Origin of the sequence: Pseudomonas sp. WS 5410 (assembly GCF_012985645.1) — a bacterium.
Taxonomy (GTDB): Bacteria; Pseudomonadota; Gammaproteobacteria; order Pseudomonadales; family Pseudomonadaceae; genus Aquipseudomonas; species Aquipseudomonas shahriarae.
Genome location: NZ_JAAQWS010000016.1, coordinates 59,331 through 78,376, shown reverse-complemented (window position 1 = coordinate 78,376; position 19,046 = coordinate 59,331). Strand labels below are relative to the sequence as shown.

Below are 19,046 nucleotides of genomic sequence, written 5' to 3'. Positions count from 1 at the left end.
CGCTCCTCTGCAGGAGCCGGCAAGCCCGCGCCTGCAAAAGTTAACGGTCCCAGGTGGTGGGGCAATCCTTGCAGCCCTCCATATTCGCGTCCTGGAAGTTTGCATAGTGCTGGCGGGTGCCGGTGAGGGTGGCCTGTTCCAGGTTGCTTTCACCGAACTTGGCCTCTTGCAGGTTGGCGTCGCTCAGGTCCGCACCTTGCAGGTCAGCTTTGCTCAGCCAGGTCATTTCCAGGTCCGCTGCACGCAGGTTGGCCTTGTGCAGCTTGGCCCCCGACAACCGCGCAAATTGCAGGTAAGCCGCGCTGAGGTTGGCGTTTTCAAATTGCGCGCCTTGGGCAAACATGCCCCAGCCTTGTACGGCCATCAAAGTGGCCCCGCTGAAATCTGCCAGGCGCAGGTTGGCTTGCTGCAGGCTGGCGCGGGTCAGGTTGGCGCCTTGCAGTTGGGCTTTTTCCAGGTTGGCCAGGTCGAGGTTCGCGTGGCGCAGGTCGGCCTCGCGCAGATCGGCCCCGGCCAGGTTCATTTTGCTCAAGTCCTGGTTGCGCAGGTTGGCGCCCTTGAGGTTGGCGCCGGGGCATTGGCTGTGGGGGGCGAGGGTGCAGCCGTTGATGACCAGGGGTTGGTCGTCGCCGTCGTCGGCGTAGGCCAGGGGGAGGGAGAGCAGGAGTAACAGGGGCAGGTAGTTCATGGCAGGGACCTCGTGGTGGCCGTTGGGGCGCGGAGCGCCCTGGGAGGCATTCCCACGCAGAGCGTGGGAACGATCATCAACGGGGGGTTATTTTTGCGCGGTTTTGTTATCCCAACTCGGGATTTTGAACACCCAGAACGACCCGCCCTGTGCCACCGGTTTGGTCAGCTCGGCCATGTCGCCGCCCCACAACGGCACCGCGCCGCCGTAGCCAACGGTCACGCCGATGTATTGCTCGCCATCCTGTTCCCAGGTGATCGGTGGGGAGACGATGCCGCTGCCGGTCTGGAACTTCCACAGCTCCTTGCCGGTTTTTGCGTCGAAGGCTTTGAAGAAACCGTCGCCGGTGCCGGTGAACACCAGGTTGCCCTTGGTCGCCAGCACGCCGGCCCACAATGGCAGGGCCTCCTTGTGCTCCCACACCACCTTGCCGGTGGTCGGGTTCATCGCGCGCAGGGTGCCGACGTGGTCGTCATACATACGCTTGATACGGAAGCCCATGCCCAGGTACGCCGAGCCCTTCTTGTAGTTGACCTCTTCGGTCCAGTATTCCTCTTTCCACTGGTTGCCGGGGATGTAGAACAGGCCGGTGTCCTGGCTGTAGGCCATGGGGTTCCAGTTCTTGCCACCGAGGAACGGCGGCGAGACTTCCACCGGCTTGCCCTTGGTTTCACCCGGCAGCGGCTTGGCCGGACGCTGGCCTTCGTTTTCCACGGGGCGGCCGGTCTTCAGGTCGATATGACTGGCCCAGGTGATGTTGTCGACGAACGGGAAGGCGTTCTGCAGCTTGCCGTTGTTACGGTCCACCACGTAGAAGAAGCCGTTGCGGTCAGCGTGGCCGGTGGCCTTGACCACTTTGCCGTCCTTGTCCTTGTAGTCGAACAGTACCAGCTCGTTGTTGCCGGAGAAGTCCCAGGCATCGTTTGGCGTGTGCTGGTAGAACCACTTCACTTCGCCGGTGCTTGGGTCGACACCCACTTGGCCTGAGGTATAGAGGCTGTCGAAGTCGTGAGGGTTGCCATCCTTGGAAGTACGCGCCCAGGTGTTCCACGGGCCGGGGTTGCCGGCGCCGACGATGATGGTGTTGGTCTCGGCATCGAAACTGGCGCTCTGCCAAGGGGCACCGCCGCCGTGGCTCCAGGCTTCGACCTTGCCGGTTTCGGTGGTCGGATCATCTGGCCAGGACGGTGCTTTCACATCGCCGGTGGTGGTGCTGTCCTTGCCATTCAGGCGGCCCATGTGGCCTTCGACGAACGGGCGCATCCACACTTCTTCGCCGGTGTCCGGGTCGCGGGCAAACAACTGGCCGACCACGCCGAATTCATCGCCGGAGCTGCCGTGGATCAGCAGGACCTTGCCGGTGACCTTGTCTTTGATCAGCACCGGGGCGCCGGTCATGGTGTAGCCGGCGGCGTGGTCGCCGAATTTCTTGTTCCACACCACTTTGCCGGTGTTTTTATCGAGGGCGATCAGGCGCGCATCGAGGGTGCCGAAGTAGATCTTGTCGCCAAAAATCGCCGCCCCGCGGTTGACCACGTCACAGCACGGGCGAATGTTGTCGGGCAGGCGGTGGTTGTAGGTCCACAGGCGCTTGCCGGTCTTGGCGTCGAGGGCGAACACCCGGGAGTAGGAGCCGGTGACATACACCACGCCGTCGTTGACGATGGCCTGGGACTCCTGGCCGCGCTGCTTCTCGTCACCGAACGAGTACGACCAGGCCGGGGTGAGCTTGAACACGTTCTTGTCGTTGACCTGGGCCAGGGGGCTCCAGCGCTGGGCGTTGGTGCCCATGCCGTATTGCAGCACGTCCTTGGTGGTCAGGTGGTCGTTGGCAATGTCTTCCCAGGTGACGTTGCGCGTCTGCTTTGCAGGTTCGGCAGCGGCGAAGCTCGCCGCACTCAAGGACAGGCTGCCGACCAGCAGGAAAGCCTGCACGGCAAGGCTCAGCGGCGAGAGGGCGGGTAGCGATCTTATTGTCATGGTTGCAGTTCCCAGTGGAGGTTTTGGCCTGCACAGGTTGCTGGCTGGACGGTGCCCGCGGATACGGAAAATATCCCGGTGTGGCCGGGACAATTTCCCGAACCGCATCTGATTTAGCAGGGGCCCGCAAGCCTTACTACGAAGGGAGTAGAGCCCGGCCACCAAAGCAGCATACGGGCCCTGGCGAGGCGTTCCTATGATGGTTGCCATAGCCTCTGTAGAGAGGTTTTGCGTGCAATCCTGAGGGGACAATAATGACAACAAAACGCAACGCCTTGCTGGTTGCCGGCCTGTTGGCCGGGGTGATCGGTGCAGGCTCCGTCTGGGCTCACGGCAACGTGACGCCAACTGCCGTGGAAACCCAAGGCCTGACCCCGATCAAGGACGCCGGCGTACCGCTGGATGCCGATGGCTGGGCGGCGGTGAACCCGTATCGCCAGTCGCCGGAACACGCCAAGGCCGTCGAAGTGGGGGCCTCGGCCTATAACCAGAACTGCGCCGCGTGCCACGGTCTGGAAGCCAAGTCCGGCGGGATCGCCCCCGACCTGCGCATGCTCGATGAGGGCGATGCCGGGGACGAATGGTTCGTCGAACGGGTGCGCCATGGCGCCGTGCGCGATGGTCGGGTGTACATGCCGAAAATGGCCGACTACTTGAGCCAGGAAGCCTTGTGGGCGGTACGCACTTATCTTGATAGCGTGCACGTCGAGGAGTAAGCCATGGGCTGGCGCGCACGTTGGCTGTTGGCTTGCTGGTTGCCAGTGGCCGCCTACGGGATGGACCCCGGCAAAGACCCGGTGCCATCGGTGATGTGGAGCTATTTCCACCAGCAGTTCCTCGGCAATGCGCCGTTTGTCTTTGATGAACGGGTCAAGCTGCTGGCGCCGCCATTTGCCGAAGATGCGCGGCAGGTGCCCCTGGAAATCGACGCCCGCGCCTTCAAGGGCGAGGTGGTGAAAATCATCGCCTGGGCCGAACTCAATCCACTGCCGAAAATCGTCGACTTCCAGCCGGGCGAGGGCGTGTTGCCGTGGCTGGCGATCCGCGTCCGGATCGAGCAGGCCACGCCGTTGCGCGCCGCCGTGTTGACCAAGGATGGCCTGTGGCATGTGGGGTCGACCCTGATCGACGCCGCCGGCGGCGGCTGTACCGCGCCCAGCGTGGTGCGCAGCCAGCCGGGCTGGGAAGAACACCTGGGGGAAGTGTTGGGCGGTCGTTACCCCCGCGAGGATTTCAGCCGGCTGCGCCTGCAGGTAGCACACCCAATGGACAATGGCATGGTCAGCGGCATCCCTGAGTTCTACATCAACCACGCCGAACTGCGCGACGCCCAGGACCGGGTGTTGGCGCGCCTGGAGCTGTTTGCGGCGGTCAGCGAGAACCCCGACCTGGCGTTTGACCTGCAAGGCGCCGGGCCGGTGCGCCTGCTGTTGCGCGATACCAGCGGTAGTGAATTCGCCGGGGCCATCCCATGAAGTGGCTATTGCTGCTGTTACTCGGCCTGGGCCTGCCCGCGCTGGCCGACCTCGACTACGCCCTCAAGCCCCGGCAGATCGCCGCCGACACCTGGCTGCTGGAAGGCAGCACGGATAATTTCGCCAGGGCCAACGGCGGCAACATCGTCAATACCGGGTTTATCGTGACCCAGGCCGGGGTGGTGGTGATCGACACCGGGCCGTCCCGGCGTTACGGCGAAGCATTGCGCCAGGCGATTGCCACGGTCACCGACAAGCCGGTGATCCAGGTCTTGTTGACCCATCATCACCCCGACCATGTGCTGGGCAACCAGGCGTTCAAGGATGTGCCGATCGCTGCGCTGGCAGGCACCACCACGCTGCTGCGCGAACAGGGCGATGGCATGGCGGAAAACATGTACCGCATGGTCGGCGACTGGATGCGCGGCACCGAAGTGCTGCTGCCCAGCCAGACGTTGAGCCCCGGAGTGCAGACCGTCGGCGGCCACGCTTTGCGATTGTTGAGCCTGAGCGGCCATACCGGCGCCGACCTGGCGATTTTCGACGAAACCACCGGCGTGCTGTTTGCCGGCGACCTGGTGTTTTACCAGCGCGCCCTGACCACCCCCAACACCCCGGGCCTGGCGGTATGGCTGGCGGATATCGCCACCCTGCAAGGCCTGCCCTGGAAACTGATCGTGTCCGGCCACGGCCCGGTGGCCAGCGATGCCCAACCCTTCGCACAAATGCGTGATTACCTGGGCTGGCTCGACCAGCTCATGGCCACCGGTGCTGCCAACGGCAGTGCCATGGGCGAGATGATCCGCAGCCCCATTCCCGAACGTTTTGCGGCCATCAGCCTGAGCCGCTACGAACTGATCCGCAGTGTCAGCCACCTGTATCCCCGCTATGAACGCGCTCAGATGCAACGGATAGATCAATAACAACATCCCCCGAAAGAGGCCTCATCATGATCTACGCACAACCTGGCACCCCCGGCGCCATCGTCACCTTCAAGCCGCGCTACGGTAACTTTATCGGTGGCGAGTTTGTGGCCCCGGTCAACGGTGAATACTTCACCAACACCTCGCCAGTGACTGGCGAGGTGATTGCCGAATTCCCGCGCTCCAGCGCCGCCGATATCGACAAGGCCCTGGACGCTGCGCATGCTGCCGCCGACGCCTGGGGCAAGACCTCGGCCCAGGACCGCGCCCTGGTGCTGCTGAAAATTGCCGACCGCATCGAGCAGCACCTGGAAGTGTTGGCCGTGACCGAGACCTGGGACAATGGCAAGGCCGTGCGCGAGACCCTGAATGCCGACGTGCCATTGGCCGCCGACCACTTCCGTTACTTCGCCGGCTGCATCCGCGCCCAGGAAGGTGGCGCCGCCGAGATCAACGAACTGACCGCGGCCTATCATTTCCATGAGCCCCTGGGCGTGGTCGGACAGATCATCCCATGGAACTTTCCGTTGCTGATGGCCGCCTGGAAACTCGCCCCGGCCCTGGCCGCTGGCAACTGCATCGTGCTCAAGCCGGCCGAGCAGACGCCGCTGTCGATCATGGTGTTTGCCGAACTGATCGCTGACCTGTTGCCGGCCGGCGTGTTGAACATCGTCCAGGGTTTTGGCCGCGAAGCCGGCGAGGCCCTGGCCACCAGCAAGCGCATCGCCAAGATCGCCTTTACCGGCTCCACCCCGGTGGGTGCGCACATCATGCATGCGGCGGCCGAGAACATTATTCCGTCCACCGTCGAGCTGGGCGGCAAGTCGCCGAATATCTTCTTTGAAGACATCATGCAGGCGGAGCCGGCCTTCATCGAGAAAGCCGCCGAGGGCCTGGTGCTGGCGTTCTTCAACCAGGGCGAAGTGTGCACCTGCCCGTCGCGGGCGCTGGTGCAGGAGTCGATCTACGAGCCATTCATGGCCGAGGTCATGAAGAAGATCGTCAAGATCAAGCGCGGCAACCCGCTGGACACCGAGACCATGGTCGGCGCCCAGGCGTCCGAGCAGCAGTACGACAAGATCCTCTCGTACCTGACCATCGCCCAGGAAGAGGGCGCCGAACTGCTGGCCGGTGGCGCCGCCGAACACCTGGCGGGCGACCTGTCCAGCGGCTATTACATCCAGCCGACTCTGCTCAAGGGCCACAACAAAATGCGCGTGTTCCAGGAAGAAATCTTCGGCCCGGTGGTGGGCGTGACCACCTTCAAGGACGAAGCCGAAGCCCTGGCGATTGCCAACGACAGCGAATTCGGCCTGGGTGCCGGGCTGTGGACCCGCGATATCAACCGCGCCTACCGCATGGGCCGGGCGATCAAGGCCGGGCGTGTGTGGACCAACTGCTATCACCTGTACCCGGCGCATGCCGCGTTTGGTGGCTACAAAAAGTCCGGGGTAGGGCGTGAGAACCACAAGATGATGCTCGATCATTACCAGCAGACCAAGAACCTGCTGGTGAGCTACGACATCAACCCGCTGGGGTTCTTCTGATCGCCTGATTGAACTGCCAGCTTCCACCCTTTGATGGGTAGGCATCAGCCGCCCTGCTTGAAATGCAATCAAGTGTGGGAGCTGGCTTGCCTGCGATAGCGGTTGTTCAGCTTGCATCATTGGCGGCTGACCTTCGGTCATCGCAGCATGAGTAGCTACACAACCCTCTTCTGGGTATGTGTACATATCCATTGCTGCGGTCACGGCCACTTAGGGTTCCGCCCTTACGGCGGGTCACTTTTGGAAAAGAGCCCCAAAAGTAACCAAAAGGGCTCTTGCCCCACCACTCGGTGCCTCGCCTAGGCTCGGCATGCCCGTCATCCGACATTGATTTGGGGGGCCGCCGCGATGGGCCATCCATGGCCCAGCGCGGCTAACCCGGCGTCCTGCCGGGTTACCCCCCAAATCAATATCGGATGACGGCCAGCGTGGTTTAACGGGGCGCCTAAGATCAAAATCACCAGCAAAGCGAGGCGGCCTGACAGCCGACCTGATCGTCGAATCGTGCGCGTACCCCTGTGGGAGATTCTATGTACATCCGAGACTAATGACTGCGGCCGGTTCGTTCGAAAGTAGCATTCGCTCGCCAGCCCACCCATGTATTAATGCCTGTACCGGACTCTCCCGGTATAACAAGAGGAACGCTCCCATGTGGACCAAACCCGCCTACACCGACCTGCGTATCGGCTTTGAAGTGACCATGTATTTCGCCAACCGCTGAAACCATCCCAGGAGCCGGCCTGCCGGCTCCTGCAGGGATAAGGGCTAGCCCATTGGTCTGATTGCATTCGCCAGCGGATGCGTTAGTGTGGCCCGTATCTTCCAAAACAATAAAAACAGGCTTTCCAATGAGCCATAGCCTCAGCCAATTGCGTAAATTCGTCTCCCCAGAAATCATCTTCGGCGCCGGTTCCCGGCACAATGTCGGCAATTACGCCAAGACCTTTGGTGCGCGCAAGGTCCTGGTGGTCAGCGACCCGGGTGTGGTCGCTGCCGGTTGGGTCGCGGATGTCGAGGCCAGCCTGCAGGCCCTGGGGATCGAGTACTGCCTTTACACCGCTGTGTCACCCAACCCGCGTGTCGAAGAAGTGATGCAGGGCGCCGAGGTCTACCGCGAGAACCATTGCGATGTGATCGTCGCCGTCGGCGGCGGCAGCCCGATGGATTGCGGCAAGGCCATCGGTATTGTGGTCGCCCATGGGCGCAGCATTCTTGAGTTCGAAGGGGTGGACACCATCCGCGTGCCCAGCCCGCCGCTGATCCTGATCCCGACCACCGCCGGCACCTCGGCCGACGTGTCGCAGTTCGTGATCATTTCCAATCAGCAGGAACGCATGAAGTTTTCCATCGTCAGTAAGGCAGTGGTGCCGGATGTGTCGCTGATCGACCCGGAAACCACCGCCAGCATGGACCCGTTCCTCTCGGCCTGTACCGGGATCGACGCGCTGGTGCATGCCATCGAAGCCTTTGTGTCCACCGGCCACGGCCCACTGACCGACCCCCATGCGCTGGAAGCCATGCGCCTGATCAATGGCAACCTGGTGCAGATGATCGCCAACCCCGGCGATATCGCCCTGCGCGAGAAAATCATGCTCGGCAGCATGCAGGCCGGCCTGGCGTTTTCCAATGCGATCCTCGGCGCGGTGCATGCCATGTCCCACAGCCTGGGCGGCTTTCTCGACTTGCCCCATGGCCTGTGCAACGCGGTGCTGGTGGAGCATGTGGTGGCGTTCAACTACAACTCGGCGCCGGAACGGTTCAAGGTGATTGCCGAGACCTTTGGCATCGACTGCCGGGGCCTCAACCACCGGCAGATCTGCGGGCGGCTGGTGGAGCACCTGATTGCCCTCAAGCACGCCATTGGCTTCCATGAAACTCTCGGCCTGCACGGGGTGCGGGTGGCAGATATTCCGTTTTTGTCGCAACACGCCATGCATGACCCGTGCATCCTGACCAACCCGCGTGAGTCGAGCCAGCGTGACGTCGAGGTCGTCTATGGCGAAGCTCTCTGACGAGCAGCAGCGGGCTCTGGCCGGGCTGCTGGGGCTGGGCGATCACTCGGCGCGCAAGAGCCACTACCCGGAGCTGACGGCGCGGCTGGATGAACTGGAGGCCGAGCGCAAACGCTATATCCGCCTCAACGATGAGCTGGAGCAGCGGGTGGCGGCGCGCACCGATGAGCTGCTCGAAGCCAACCACAACCTGCAACAGCAGATCGCCCGGCGCGAACAGACTGAACAAGACCTGCGCGACGCCCGTGACGCCGCCCAGGCCGCCAATCGCAGCAAGGACAAGTACCTGGCCGCTGCCAGCCATGACCTGCTGCAACCGCTCAACGCGGCGCGGCTGCTGATCTCTACCCTGCGTGAACGCAACCTGCCCAGTGTCGAGCAGGTGCTGGTGGAGCGCACCCATCAGGCCCTGGAAGGGGCCGAGGACCTGCTGACCGACTTGCTGGATATCTCGCGCCTGGACCAGGCGGCGGTCAAGCCGGACGTGGCGCTCTACCGCCTGGATGAGCTGTTTGCGCCGCTGGTGTCGGAGTTCCATTCGGTGGCCCAGGCGGCGGGCCTCAAGCTGCGGGCGCGCACTGCCGGCTACGCGATCCGCACGGACTTGCGCTTGATGACGCGTATTTTGCGCAACTTCCTCAGCAATGCCTGCCGCTACACCGATGAAGGTTGCATCCTGTTGGGCGCGCGGCGGCGCGGTGATCGCCTGCGCCTGGAGGTCTGGGACACCGGGCGCGGAATTGCGGCGGACCGGTTGAGCTCGATCTTTCTGGAGTTCAACCAACTCGATGTCGGCCGCGCCGCGGATCGCAAGGGCGTTGGGTTGGGCCTGGCGATTGTCGAGCGTATCGCACTGATTCTGGGTTACCCGGTGGCAGTACGCTCATGGCCGGGGCGCGGCTCGATGTTCAGCATCGAGGTGCCGTTGAGTGCCGAGGTACCCCTGGCCATCAGTCAGTTGCCGACACAGCCGAGCACTGGTAATCCGTTGCCCGGGCGCCGCCTGCTGGTGATCGATAACGAGCTGAGCATCCTTGAAAGCATGCGCGCGCTGCTCGGGCAGTGGGGCTGCGAGGTGGTGACCGCCACCGACCAGGCCGGTGCCTTGCTGGCGTTGCAGGGCCGGGCGCCGGAGCTGATCCTGGCTGACTATCACCTCGACCATGGGGTGGTGGGGTGTGCGGTGGTCAAGCAGTTGCGCGAGCATTTCGCCCAGAACATTCCCGCCGTGATTATCACGGCGGACCGCACCGACCAGTGCCGCCGTGCCCTGCGCCGCCTGGAAGCACCGTTGCTGAACAAACCGGTCAAGCCAGGTAAGTTGCGGGCGGTGTTGAGCCAGTTACTGGGGTAGGGCAATGCTCTCTGATTTTGTACGGGTCTATCGTTAAAAATTCTTTCGCTCTGAATAAAAATTACATGCTGTGTGTTTCTGTAAAAGCAGCACAAACTTTGCCTTATTCCACTGTCATTTAAATAGGTGGTGATTTAAGGAGCGCTCCATGCAGTCGATTTTTCATCTTGCCTACCATGTTCGCGATTTGGAAGTTTCACGTCAGTTCTACTGTGACTTGCTGGGTTGCGCACAAGGGCGCAGCACGGATACATGGATGGACGTGAATTTCTTCGGGCATCAATTATCCCTGCACCTGGGTGAGCCCTTTGCCGTCACTGATACCGGCAGGGTCGGCGACCATCTGGTACCGATGCCTCATCTGGGGGTGTTGCTGGAGATGCCGGACTGGCTGGTGTTAAAGGACCGTTTGATCGCGGGCGGGGTGAAGTTTGTCCTCGCCCCTTATCTGCGCTTTGCCGGCGGACCGGGCGAGCAGGCAACCCTGTTCTTCCTGGATCCGGCCGGCAATCCCATCGAGATAAAAGGCTTCTGTGATTTGCAATCGGCGTTCGCTGTTTAACGCATGTTACGCAAACGACGTTAAGTTGATTTAAGTCTTTTGGGCACGCCAGCCAACGGTAGGACGTGAACTCGTCAAGTTGCTCAATGGCTGCGACGGAACCTGGAGCGCGTGCGCATCCCGGAGCAGGCCCACAAGTTTCCGGGGCAATTGTCGGGCGGCCAGCAACAGCGCGTGGCGATTACCCGTGCCCTGTGCATGAAGCCGAAAATCATGCTGTTCGACGAGCCGACCTCGGCGCCGAATGACTTCTTCGACAACCCGCAGCTTTTGCATTGAGCCCTTGGGCAGACAGGCCTGTAACAGAGGAATGCCATGTACCGTTTTGATCATTTGGATGCCACCACCCTGGCACAGCGGGTCTGTGCGGGTGAGGTGAGCGAAGAGACAGTCGCCGCACACTTCCTTGGGTGTGCCGAGGCCCAGGAGTCGACAGTACAGGCCTTTGTTTCGTTCGACCCCGACGCGGTACGTGCTCAAGCGAGGCAATTGACCGGGACGCGTGCGCGAGGTCTGTTGGCAGGTATTCCGGTGGGGGTCAAAGATAACTACGACACCGTGGATCATCCCACCGGTTTTTACTCGCCGATCTATGAGGACAACCGCCCGTCCCGCGACGCACAGGTTGTCTCGCTGCTGCGCCAGGCGGGGGCGCTGATTATGGGCAAGACCCACACCACCGAATTCGCCTATATGCACACCGGGCCGACGCGCAATCCCCAGGACCCCCGACGCACGCCTGGGAGTTCGAGTGCGGGCTCGGCGGCGGGGCTGGCGGCTGGATTCTTTCCCATCGCCCTGGGTACGCAGACGGCCGGATCATTGATCAAACCTGCCGCTTACTGTGGGGTGCACGCCTTCAAACCCAGCTATGGGCTGGTCTCGCTTGAGGGGGTCAAGCCACTGGCGCCGAGTTTCGACACGGCCGGCTGGTTTGGGCGTTCGGTGCGTGACTTGAGCCTGATTGCGCAAGTCCTGATCCCGGGGTTCCCGGCGCGCCCCGCGGAAAGCCCGCTACGGTCGTTGGGTTTTTGCCGTACGGCGCGCTGGTATCAGGTGGACAAGGACGTGGCCCTGGCACTGGAGGCCGCTATGGATACGCTGCGTGCGGCAGGGCACCGAGTGAGCGAGGTGGTGTTGCCCGAGGCGTTTGCCAGGGTGTTTGATGACCATCTGCTGATAAACGATTGTGAGGGCGCCCGCTCATTGGCCCCTGAGTTCAATCGGCACCCGGACAAGATGAGCATGGAAATCCTCGATATGTTCGCCCGCGCCGAGCGGACCAGTTGGGAGCAAGAGTCAGCGGCGAAGAGGCGTCTGGCACAGTTGGCGCCGGTGCTGGAGGAGATATTCAAACCGTTTGACGCCGTCCTGGGGGCGAGCTGCGGCATCGTCGCCCCGTTGGGCCTTGGCGCCACTGGGCCGTCGGATTTCATCAAATTCTGGATGGCATTTGGATTGCCGCAGGTGAATATTCCTCTTGTGCGCAAGGCCGCAGAGCTGCCGGTAGGGCTGCAAATAATCGGAGGATTTAGAAACGACAGCCTTTTGCTAAGCGTGTCTGAGCAGGTCGATGCTCTGCTGCGGCCGGCTGGCCGATAGAGGGGGGCGGTGCTCACGTGTTGGTCTGGCACGTTGATACCCGTCAACACGGCGTGCGGTGCTTTGCCTCATGCTGTCGGCCTGATTTGAAGGCTGACGGAGAACCCCATGAACGGCCCCGCAACAACCGCTGCATCATTCAAGTTGCCCATGGGCCTGGTGATTGCCGTACTGGTGATGGTCGGCGTGCTGCTGTTGCCGCTGCCCGCCGATTTGCCGGTGGCCGGCCAGCGGATGCTGGCGATCCTCGCGTTTGCCGTGGTGGTGTGGATCACCGAAGCGGTGTCCTACGAAGCCAGTGCGATCATGATCACCTCGTTGATGGCCTTTCTGTTGGGCACCGCACCGTCCTTGCAGGACCCGACGCACCTGATCGGTTCCAGCCCCGCTATCAGCATGGCGCTCACCGGGTTTGCCAACCCGGCCCTGGCCCTGGTGGCCGGTGCGTTGTTTATCGCCGCCGCCATGACCCACACCGGCCTCGACCGGCGTATCGCCCTGGTGACTCTGACCCGGGTCGGCACCAGCACTCGCGGGATCCTGGTGGGCGCGATTGCGGTGACCATCCTGCTCAGCCTGGTGGTGCCCAGCGCCACCGCCCGCAGCGCCTGCGTGGTGCCGATCATGATGGGGGTGATTGCCGCGTTTGGCGTGGACAAACGCTCGAATATCGCCGCCGGGATCATGATCGTCGTCGCCCAGGGCACCAGTATCTGGAACGTCGGGATCCAGACCGCCGCCGCGCAGAACCTGCTGACGGTCGGTTTTATGGACAAGATGCTCGGCCAGCGCGTGTCGTGGATCGACTGGTTGATCGCCGGGGCGCCGTGGGCGCTGATTATGTCGGCGGTACTGCTGTTTCTGGTGCTCAAGTTGCTGCCCCCGGAAAGCAATAGCATTCCCGGTGGCAAGGAAGCTGTGGCGCAGTCCCTGGTGGAGATCGGCCCGATGACCGGGCCGCAGAAGCGCTTGCTGACCGTTTCGGTATTGCTGCTGCTGGCCTGGGCCACGGAAGGGCGCCTGCACAGCTTCGATACCACCTCCACCACCTACGCCGGCCTGGTGTTCCTGCTGCTGCCGGGGATCGGCGTGATGACCTGGAAGGACGTGCAGTCGCGTATCCCCTGGGGCACGGTGATTGTGTTCGGTGTGGGCATCAGCCTGGGTACCGCGTTGCTCACCACCCAGGCCGGGCAATGGCTGGGCGCGCAGGTGGTGGGGCATACCGGCCTGGATCAACTGGGGCCGCTGGGGGTGTTTGCGATCCTCGGCGCATTCCTGATTGTGATTCACCTGGGTTTTGCCAGCGCTACCGCGCTGACCTCGGCGTTGTTGCCGATCCTGATTGCCGTACTGCAAACCCTGCCGGGAGACTTCAGCCGGCTGGGCATGACCATGTTGCTCGGGTTTGTGGTCAGCTACGGTTTTATCCTGCCGATCAACGCCCCGCAGAACATGGTGTGCCTGGGCACCGGCACCTTCACCGCGCGGCAGTTTGCCAAGGTGGGCTTGCTGGTCACGGTGATTGGCTATCTGCTGATGCTGGTGTTTGCCGCCACCTACTGGAGCTGGCTGGGCTGGATCTAAAACCTCCTGTGGGAGCTGGCTCTCACAGGAGGGGCTCGGCTGGGGCACATAATTTGCGCCACATCACAAATCAAATGTGGGAGCTGGCTTGCCTGCGATGGCAGTGTGTCAGCCACCAGAAATAGCGCCTGAACCGCCGCTATCGCGAGCAAGCCCGCTCCCACAGGGGGGGCGGCTGGGCACATATTTGCGCCACATCACAAATCAAATGTGGGAGCTGGCTTGCCTGCGATGGCAGTGTGTCAGCCACCAGAAATAGCGCCTGAACCGCCGCTATCGCGGGCAAGCCCGCTCCCACAGGGGGGGCGGCTGGGCACGTATTTGCGCCACATCACAAATCAAATGTGGGAGCAGGCCAGCTCCCACAAAGATGACAAGATGAACCCCGCTCAGGTCTACTAAGCTCTGAGTCAGGGTTTTACCGGCCTCGTGCGTCGGTCATCAAGGTCACGAATGGATAAATACACCCCGCACACCTGGCAACCCCACGAGCGTCCGAGCTTGCCGGGGTCGCCGTCGACGCCCCATCACCCCACGCTCAAACGCTGGGCCTTTGCCCTGGTTGGGGTGCTGGTGGCAATCACCGGCGGCCTGGGCAATGCGCTGGTGATCGCCAATCTGCCATATCTGCAAGGGGCATTGGGCGCGACCACCGCCGAAATGGCCTGGCTACCCGCCGCCTATGTGATGACCAACGTGTCCATGAACCTGCTGCTGGTGAAGTTCCGCCAGCAGTTCGGCTTGCGCGCGTTTACCGAAGTGTTCCTGGTGCTCTACGCCCTGGTCACCTTTGGCCATCTGTTCGTCAATGACCTCAGTTCGGCAATCGCCGTGCGTGCCGCCCACGGCATGGTGGGCGCGGCCCTCAGTTCCCTGGGGTTGTACTACATGGTCCAGGCGTTCCCGGCGAAGTGGCGGCTCAAGGCTCTGGTGCTGGGCCTGGGTACCGCGCAACTGGCGTTGCCGATGGCGCGGCTGTTTTCCGAAGACTTGCTGCAGATTGCCGAGTGGCGCGGCCTGTACCTGTTTGAGCTGGGCATGGCGTTGACTTGCCTGGGCTGTGTGTTCCTGCTCAAGTTGCCGCCGGGCGATCGCTTCAAGACCTTTGAAAAACTCGACTTCCTGACCTTTGCTTTGCTCGCCTCAGGCGTGGCATTGCTCTGCGCGGTACTGTCCCTGGGGCGCATCGACTGGTGGCTGGAAGCCCCGTGGATCGGCGTGGCCTCGGCCTGTTCCCTGGTGCTGATCATGGCCGGGCTGGCCATCGAACATAACCGCGCCAACCCGCTGCTGATGACCCGCTGGCTGGGCGGCGGGGTGATGATTCGCCTGGCCCTGGCGGTAATCCTGATCCGCATGGTGCTGTCGGAGCAATCCACCGGCGCCGTGGGCTTTTTGCAGGCGCTGAATATGAGCAGCGAGCAAATGCGCACCCTGTACCTGGTGATGCTGTTGGGGGCGATCAGTGGCCTGGTGATCAGCGCGTTGACCATCAACCCGGCACACTTGCTGATGCCCCTGGTGATTTCCCTGGCGCTGATGGCCACGGGCTCGGTGATGGACAGCTTCTCCAGCAACCTGACGCGGCCGCAGAACATGTACCTGAGCCAGTTTCTGCTGGGGTTTGGCGGTACCTTCTTCCTCGGCCCGACCATGGTGCTGGGGATGCGCAATGTGCTGGCCAACCCGCGCAACCTCGTGAGTTTCTCGGTGTTGTTCGGGATCTGCCAGAACCTCGGCGGGCTGATGGGCGCGGCGTTGCTCGGCACCTTCCAGGTGGTGCGGGAGAAATTCCATTCGAGCATGATTGTCGAACACCTGACCCTGCTGGATCCGCGGGTCGCGGCCCGTGTACAAAGCGGCGGCTCGGCCTACGGCTCGGTGATTGCCGACCCGGAACTGCGCAACCTGATGGGTATTCGCAGCCTGGCCACGGCGGCCACCCGCGAGGCCAATGTCATGGCTTATAACGATGTGTTTATGCTGATCGCGATCATCGCGATCCTCACCATGTTGTGGATCTTTACCCGCAGCCTGTGGCTGATGAGCACCACCAAGAAAGCTGCCGCCAGTGCAGCGCCTTCCGTTCAACCTAGCGGCGCACTTCCTTCATGAGCGAACCTACGGCTACCACCACGACCACCAATGCCATTGCCGCCACCCCGGAGGGCAGCACGCCACCGGGTGCGACGGCCACCGAGCCGCGCTCCCTGGGCGTGCGCATCGTCTCGTCCCTGGGCTTTGCCGCGATTGCCATCGTTGGCGTGTTGATTGTGCTGTACGCCTGGCAATTGCCGCCGTTCAGCAGCGCCGTGGAAACCACCGAAAACGCTCTGGTACGCGGCCAGGTGACGATCATCAGCCCGCAATTGGGCGGTTATGTGTTCGAGGTGCCGGTGCAGGACTTCCAGCACGTCAAGGCCGGGGATTTGCTGGTACGCCTCGACGACCGCATCTACAAGCAACGCCTGGACCAGGCCCAGGCGCAACTGGCGGTGCAGCAAGCCGCCCTGGCCAACGTGGTGCAACAGCGCAACAGTGCCGAGGCGACCATCAAGCTGCGCCAGGCCGCCCTGGCTGATAGCCAGGCCCAGGCGCGCAAAAGTACTGCGGACCTGCGTCGCAACGAAGAGCTGATCAGCGACGGCTCGGTGTCGCGCCGAGAACTGGACGTGACCCGCGCCGCCAACGCGCAAACCATCGCCGCTGTGGCCCAGGCCCAGGCCAGCCTGGAAATCGCCCGCCAGGACCTGCAGACGGTAATCGTCAATCGCGGCTCCCTGGAAGCGGCGGTGGCCAGTGCCGATGCAGCGGTGGAGCTGGCGCGGATCGACCTGTCGAACACCCGCGTCCTGGCCCCCCGGGACGGTCAACTGGGGCAGATTGGTGTACGTCTGGGGGCCTACGTCAACTCCGGCGCGCAGCTGATGGCATTGGTGCCGAACCAGTTGTGGGTGATCGCCAATATGAAAGAAACCCAGATGGACAACGTGCAGGTGGGCCAGCCGGTAACGTTTACCGTGGATGCCCTGGACCACCGCAAGTTTCATGGCACGGTGCAGCGTATTTCGCCGGCGACGGGGTCTGAGTTCAGCCTGTTGCAGGCCGATAACGCCACCGGCAACTTCGTCAAGATCGCCCAGCGCGTGCCGGTGCGGATCACGGTGGACCCCGATCAGGAGCAAAGCGAACGCCTGCGGCCGGGGCTGTCGGTGGTGGTGAGTATCGACACGGCGGGGCGCTTGAAGAACAGTCCGCCTTGAACTGGACGATGCTCCTACAGCATCGGTGGCAGGGTGCCCAATAGGGAAACGGCCGCCACCGCCGCCGCGCCCAACAGCCATTCCAGCAACACGCTGGCCTGCAATTGGCCACGTCGTTGCTGGCAATCCTGGGTCCGTAGCCGGTTCAGCACTGCCAGGCCGAGCATGCCCGCCACCAGCAGCGCCTTGATCAACAGGATCAAGGCAAACCCGCTGAACAGCGGGGTAGGCCAGAATTGCCCGGTGAGCACGCGGATATTGATCAGCCCGGTGACCAGCAAACCCGCCACCAGCCCGTAACCGACGCCACTGAAGCGCTGCAGAATCTCTTGCAGGGACGTGTGCTGCGTTTGGCGCAGGAGCAGGACCAACAACAGCAACCCACCGAGCCACGCACCGACGCAGAGCAGGTGCACCCCCTGGTTGAGGATCAGCAATTGCCCGCTCAGGCCACTGAGCATGGCGCCATGGCCCACGGGGGCCAGGGTTGCCAGGAGCAGCGCCGTCAGGGGCAGGCGCGCGCGGTTGCAACGTGTCAGCAAGCTCAGCACCAACAGGCCATTCAACAGCAGGTGCACGCTCCAGACCTGGCCGAAAAAAGTCTTGCCCAGCACCAATTGCACCGTTGCAAGGTCCAGCGCCAGCAAGTCGCTGCCGGCCATGCTGGCACTGATCAACAGCAGCCACGCCACGCCGCTGCCCAGGGCCAGCCAGGCCAGTGGCCCGGTGAGGCGCGCCAGTTGCCGGTCCACTGCCGGCTGGGGCTTGGTGCCCAGGAGCAAGGGGCGGAACACACTGGCCCCGAACATCAGCAGCACCGCCATAAAGTGCAGGAAACGGCACAGCACCAGCAGGGTTGCCATGGGTTATTGGCCGACCTTGAAGCTGTAGCTGCCTGCGCTCTTGTGGGTATCGACCGAGATGGCGTGCCACTCGACCTTGTAGGTGCCGGCAGCCAACGGGGCGGCCGGGGTCACCACCAGGGTTTTCTTGTCTTTGTCCGGGGTTTCCAGGCCCTTGACCGCCACTTCGGTGCCGTCCCTGCTCAGGGACACCTTGGTGAACGTGGCTTCGACGCCTTCGGAAAACACCAGGCGCAGGTCGGCGGGGGCCGCGACGGTGCTGTCGGCCGCCGGCGTGGTGCTTTTCAGGTGGGCGTGGGCCAAGGCCGCCTGGGCGCCCAGCAGAGAGGTCAGCAAGGCAACCGCCATCAACGTGTTCTTGATCAACATCGTGCACTACCTATCAAGGGGAGGAGCGGGCAGTGTACGAAGTTTCCACTCAGGCTGTCGCCCCGATCTAGAGCGGATGGTAGTCTTCCAGGCATGTCGTTGTCAGGGAGCCCCTATGGGCAATCACAAGATCGGTATCCGTCGGGTCAACGTCGAAAAGATTCTGCTGGCCGCTGAAAAGGTCTTCGCCGAAAAAGGCTATGGCAGCACCGCCATGGCCGACATTGCCGAACAGGCGCAACTGCCGCGCTCCAACCTGCATTACTACTTCAGCACCAAGAGCGAGTTGTACAGCGCGGTGTTGTTCGACCTGCTGGAAGTGTGGAAGCAGGATGCGCTGTGCTTCGAAATGTTCGATGACCCACGGGTGGTGCTCAGCAGCTACATCCGGGCGAAGATGCAGCACTCGCGCAGCCGCCCCTATGGCTCGAAAGTCTGGGCCAATGAAATCATCCACGGCGCGCCGACCCTCGGCGAAGCGCTGGATGCGAGCCTCTACGATTGGGCCAAGATGAAGGAAGCGAAGATCCGCCAGTGGGTGGAAGATAAGCGCATCCTCGCGGTGGAGCCGTCGAGCCTGCTGTATATGATTTGGGCCTCGACCCAGCACTATGCCGACTTCGATCACCAGGTGATGATCCTCAACGACCATCAGGCGCTGTCGGATATGCAGTTCGAGCGGGCGGTGCAGACGGTGACCAGTGTGATTTTGCGGGGGATTGGCTTGGAACCCTGAGCTTTGGGGAGAGGTTGAGGGCCTCATCGCAGGCAAGCCAGCTCCCACATTGGATTGGATTCACACCATTGAAATGTGGAAGCTG

General features: G+C 62.6%; 17 protein-coding genes and 1 pseudogene. 14 read left to right on the top strand and 4 right to left on the bottom strand.

Annotated elements, in window-relative coordinates; translation table 11 throughout:
- Positions 1-40 precede the first annotated feature (40 nt).
- Positions 41-688 (bottom strand): pentapeptide repeat-containing protein, encoded by a 648-nt coding sequence (locus tag HBO24_RS21785; protein WP_057960075.1) that lies wholly within the window; start codon positions 686-688, stop codon positions 41-43.
- Between the two features lie 87 nt (positions 689-775).
- On the bottom strand, positions 776-2,668 hold the full coding sequence (exaA, locus tag HBO24_RS21780; RefSeq protein ID WP_057439406.1) for a quinoprotein ethanol dehydrogenase: 1,893 nt from the start codon (positions 2,666-2,668) through the stop codon (positions 776-778).
- Positions 2,669-2,922: 254 nt separating this feature from the next.
- Here exaA and pedF point away from each other — a divergent pair, with 254 nt between their 5' ends.
- From pedF to HBO24_RS21715, 13 genes and pseudogenes are all read left to right on the top strand, one after another.
- Positions 2,923-3,384, top strand: coding sequence for a cytochrome c-550 PedF (gene pedF, locus HBO24_RS21775; protein ID WP_057439405.1), 462 nt, complete (start codon positions 2,923-2,925; stop codon positions 3,382-3,384).
- A 3-nt stretch (positions 3,385-3,387) separates the two neighbouring features.
- Positions 3,388-4,143, top strand: coding sequence for a quinoprotein dehydrogenase-associated SoxYZ-like carrier (locus tag HBO24_RS21770; RefSeq protein ID WP_169990362.1), 756 nt, complete (start codon positions 3,388-3,390; stop codon positions 4,141-4,143).
- Positions 4,140-5,066 carry a quinoprotein relay system zinc metallohydrolase 1 gene (locus HBO24_RS21765; protein WP_170060298.1) on the top strand — a complete coding sequence of 309 codons (927 nt, stop codon included), beginning with the start codon at positions 4,140-4,142 and terminating at the stop codon, positions 5,064-5,066. Before HBO24_RS21770 ends, HBO24_RS21765 begins: the two co-directional genes overlap by 4 nt.
- Positions 5,067-5,092: 26 nt before the next feature.
- Positions 5,093-6,613: an aldehyde dehydrogenase family protein gene (locus tag HBO24_RS21760; RefSeq protein ID WP_057439402.1), complete on the top strand. Its 1,521-nt coding sequence runs from the start codon at positions 5,093-5,095 to the stop codon at positions 6,611-6,613.
- A 649-nt stretch (positions 6,614-7,262) separates the two neighbouring features.
- A complete protein-coding gene (gene pqqA, locus HBO24_RS21755; protein WP_003243383.1) occupies positions 7,263-7,334 on the top strand; it encodes a pyrroloquinoline quinone precursor peptide PqqA in 72 nt (23 codons plus the stop codon).
- A 127-nt stretch (positions 7,335-7,461) separates the two neighbouring features.
- The gene (gene ercA / locus HBO24_RS21750) at positions 7,462-8,625 is read left to right on the top strand and encodes an alcohol dehydrogenase-like regulatory protein ErcA (RefSeq protein WP_057439401.1); all 1,164 of its coding nucleotides are present in this window, start codon (positions 7,462-7,464) and stop codon (positions 8,623-8,625) included.
- Positions 8,609-9,979, top strand: a complete 1,371-nt coding sequence (locus HBO24_RS21745; RefSeq protein WP_170045440.1) for a hybrid sensor histidine kinase/response regulator — start codon at positions 8,609-8,611, stop codon at positions 9,977-9,979. The genes ercA and HBO24_RS21745 overlap by 17 nt, the downstream gene beginning before the upstream one ends.
- Positions 9,980-10,127: 148 nt before the next feature.
- On the top strand, positions 10,128-10,541 hold the full coding sequence (locus HBO24_RS21740; protein ID WP_057439400.1) for a VOC family protein: 414 nt from the start codon (positions 10,128-10,130) through the stop codon (positions 10,539-10,541).
- An 81-nt stretch (positions 10,542-10,622) separates the two neighbouring features.
- Positions 10,623-10,778: pseudogene (locus HBO24_RS21735) on the top strand (ATP-binding cassette domain-containing protein); the annotation flags it as partial.
- A gap of 78 nt (positions 10,779-10,856) precedes the next feature.
- Entirely contained in the window at positions 10,857-12,143 is a 1,287-nt protein-coding gene (locus HBO24_RS21730) for an amidase (protein ID WP_170060297.1), read from the top strand.
- Positions 12,144-12,251: 108 nt separating this feature from the next.
- Complete coding sequence (locus HBO24_RS21725) at positions 12,252-13,730, top strand: DASS family sodium-coupled anion symporter (RefSeq protein ID WP_057439399.1); 1,479 nt, start codon at positions 12,252-12,254, stop codon at positions 13,728-13,730.
- Positions 13,731-14,183: 453 nt separating this feature from the next.
- Complete coding sequence (locus HBO24_RS21720) at positions 14,184-15,845, top strand: MFS transporter (protein WP_115128516.1); 1,662 nt, start codon at positions 14,184-14,186, stop codon at positions 15,843-15,845.
- Entirely contained in the window at positions 15,842-16,993 is a 1,152-nt protein-coding gene (locus HBO24_RS21715) for an HlyD family secretion protein (RefSeq protein ID WP_115128515.1), read from the top strand. Before HBO24_RS21720 ends, HBO24_RS21715 begins: the two co-directional genes overlap by 4 nt.
- Before the next feature lie 14 nt (positions 16,994-17,007).
- Here HBO24_RS21715 and copD read toward each other — a convergent pair whose 3' ends face one another.
- Both copD and copC read right to left on the bottom strand, forming a co-directional pair.
- Positions 17,008-17,856, bottom strand: a complete 849-nt coding sequence (gene copD, locus HBO24_RS21710; protein WP_115128514.1) for a copper homeostasis membrane protein CopD — start codon at positions 17,854-17,856, stop codon at positions 17,008-17,010.
- A 3-nt stretch (positions 17,857-17,859) separates the two neighbouring features.
- Entirely contained in the window at positions 17,860-18,225 is a 366-nt protein-coding gene (copC, locus tag HBO24_RS21705) for a copper homeostasis periplasmic binding protein CopC (protein WP_115128513.1), read from the bottom strand.
- Positions 18,226-18,340: 115 nt separating this feature from the next.
- Between copC and HBO24_RS21700 the strand changes: the two genes are divergently transcribed.
- A complete protein-coding gene (locus HBO24_RS21700) occupies positions 18,341-18,961 on the top strand; it encodes a TetR/AcrR family transcriptional regulator (RefSeq protein ID WP_029298440.1) in 621 nt (206 codons plus the stop codon).
- Positions 18,962-19,046 lie beyond the last annotated feature (85 nt).

Excerpts from the sequence above, each read along its gene's own strand:
- HBO24_RS21785 (WP_057960075.1), bottom strand. The coding sequence starts at position 688 with ATGAACTACCTGCCCCTGTTACTCCTGCTCTCCCTCCCCCTGGCCTAC.
- exaA (WP_057439406.1), bottom strand. The coding sequence starts at position 2,668 with ATGACAATAAGATCGCTACCCGCCCTCTCGCCGCTGAGCCTTGCCGTG.
- pedF (WP_057439405.1), top strand. The coding sequence starts at position 2,923 with ATGACAACAAAACGCAACGCCTTGCTGGTTGCCGGCCTGTTGGCCGGG.
- HBO24_RS21770 (WP_169990362.1), top strand. The coding sequence starts at position 3,388 with ATGGGCTGGCGCGCACGTTGGCTGTTGGCTTGCTGGTTGCCAGTGGCC.
- HBO24_RS21765 (WP_170060298.1), top strand. The coding sequence starts at position 4,140 with ATGAAGTGGCTATTGCTGCTGTTACTCGGCCTGGGCCTGCCCGCGCTG.
- HBO24_RS21760 (WP_057439402.1), top strand. The coding sequence starts at position 5,093 with ATGATCTACGCACAACCTGGCACCCCCGGCGCCATCGTCACCTTCAAG.
- ercA (WP_057439401.1), top strand. The coding sequence starts at position 7,462 with ATGAGCCATAGCCTCAGCCAATTGCGTAAATTCGTCTCCCCAGAAATC.
- HBO24_RS21745 (WP_170045440.1), top strand. The coding sequence starts at position 8,609 with ATGGCGAAGCTCTCTGACGAGCAGCAGCGGGCTCTGGCCGGGCTGCTG.
- HBO24_RS21740 (WP_057439400.1), top strand. The coding sequence starts at position 10,128 with ATGCAGTCGATTTTTCATCTTGCCTACCATGTTCGCGATTTGGAAGTT.
- HBO24_RS21730 (WP_170060297.1), top strand. The coding sequence starts at position 10,857 with ATGTACCGTTTTGATCATTTGGATGCCACCACCCTGGCACAGCGGGTC.
- HBO24_RS21725 (WP_057439399.1), top strand. The coding sequence starts at position 12,252 with ATGAACGGCCCCGCAACAACCGCTGCATCATTCAAGTTGCCCATGGGC.
- HBO24_RS21720 (WP_115128516.1), top strand. The coding sequence starts at position 14,184 with ATGGATAAATACACCCCGCACACCTGGCAACCCCACGAGCGTCCGAGC.
- HBO24_RS21715 (WP_115128515.1), top strand. The coding sequence starts at position 15,842 with ATGAGCGAACCTACGGCTACCACCACGACCACCAATGCCATTGCCGCC.
- copD (WP_115128514.1), bottom strand. The coding sequence starts at position 17,856 with ATGGCAACCCTGCTGGTGCTGTGCCGTTTCCTGCACTTTATGGCGGTG.
- copC (WP_115128513.1), bottom strand. The coding sequence starts at position 18,225 with ATGTTGATCAAGAACACGTTGATGGCGGTTGCCTTGCTGACCTCTCTG.
- HBO24_RS21700 (WP_029298440.1), top strand. The coding sequence starts at position 18,341 with ATGGGCAATCACAAGATCGGTATCCGTCGGGTCAACGTCGAAAAGATT.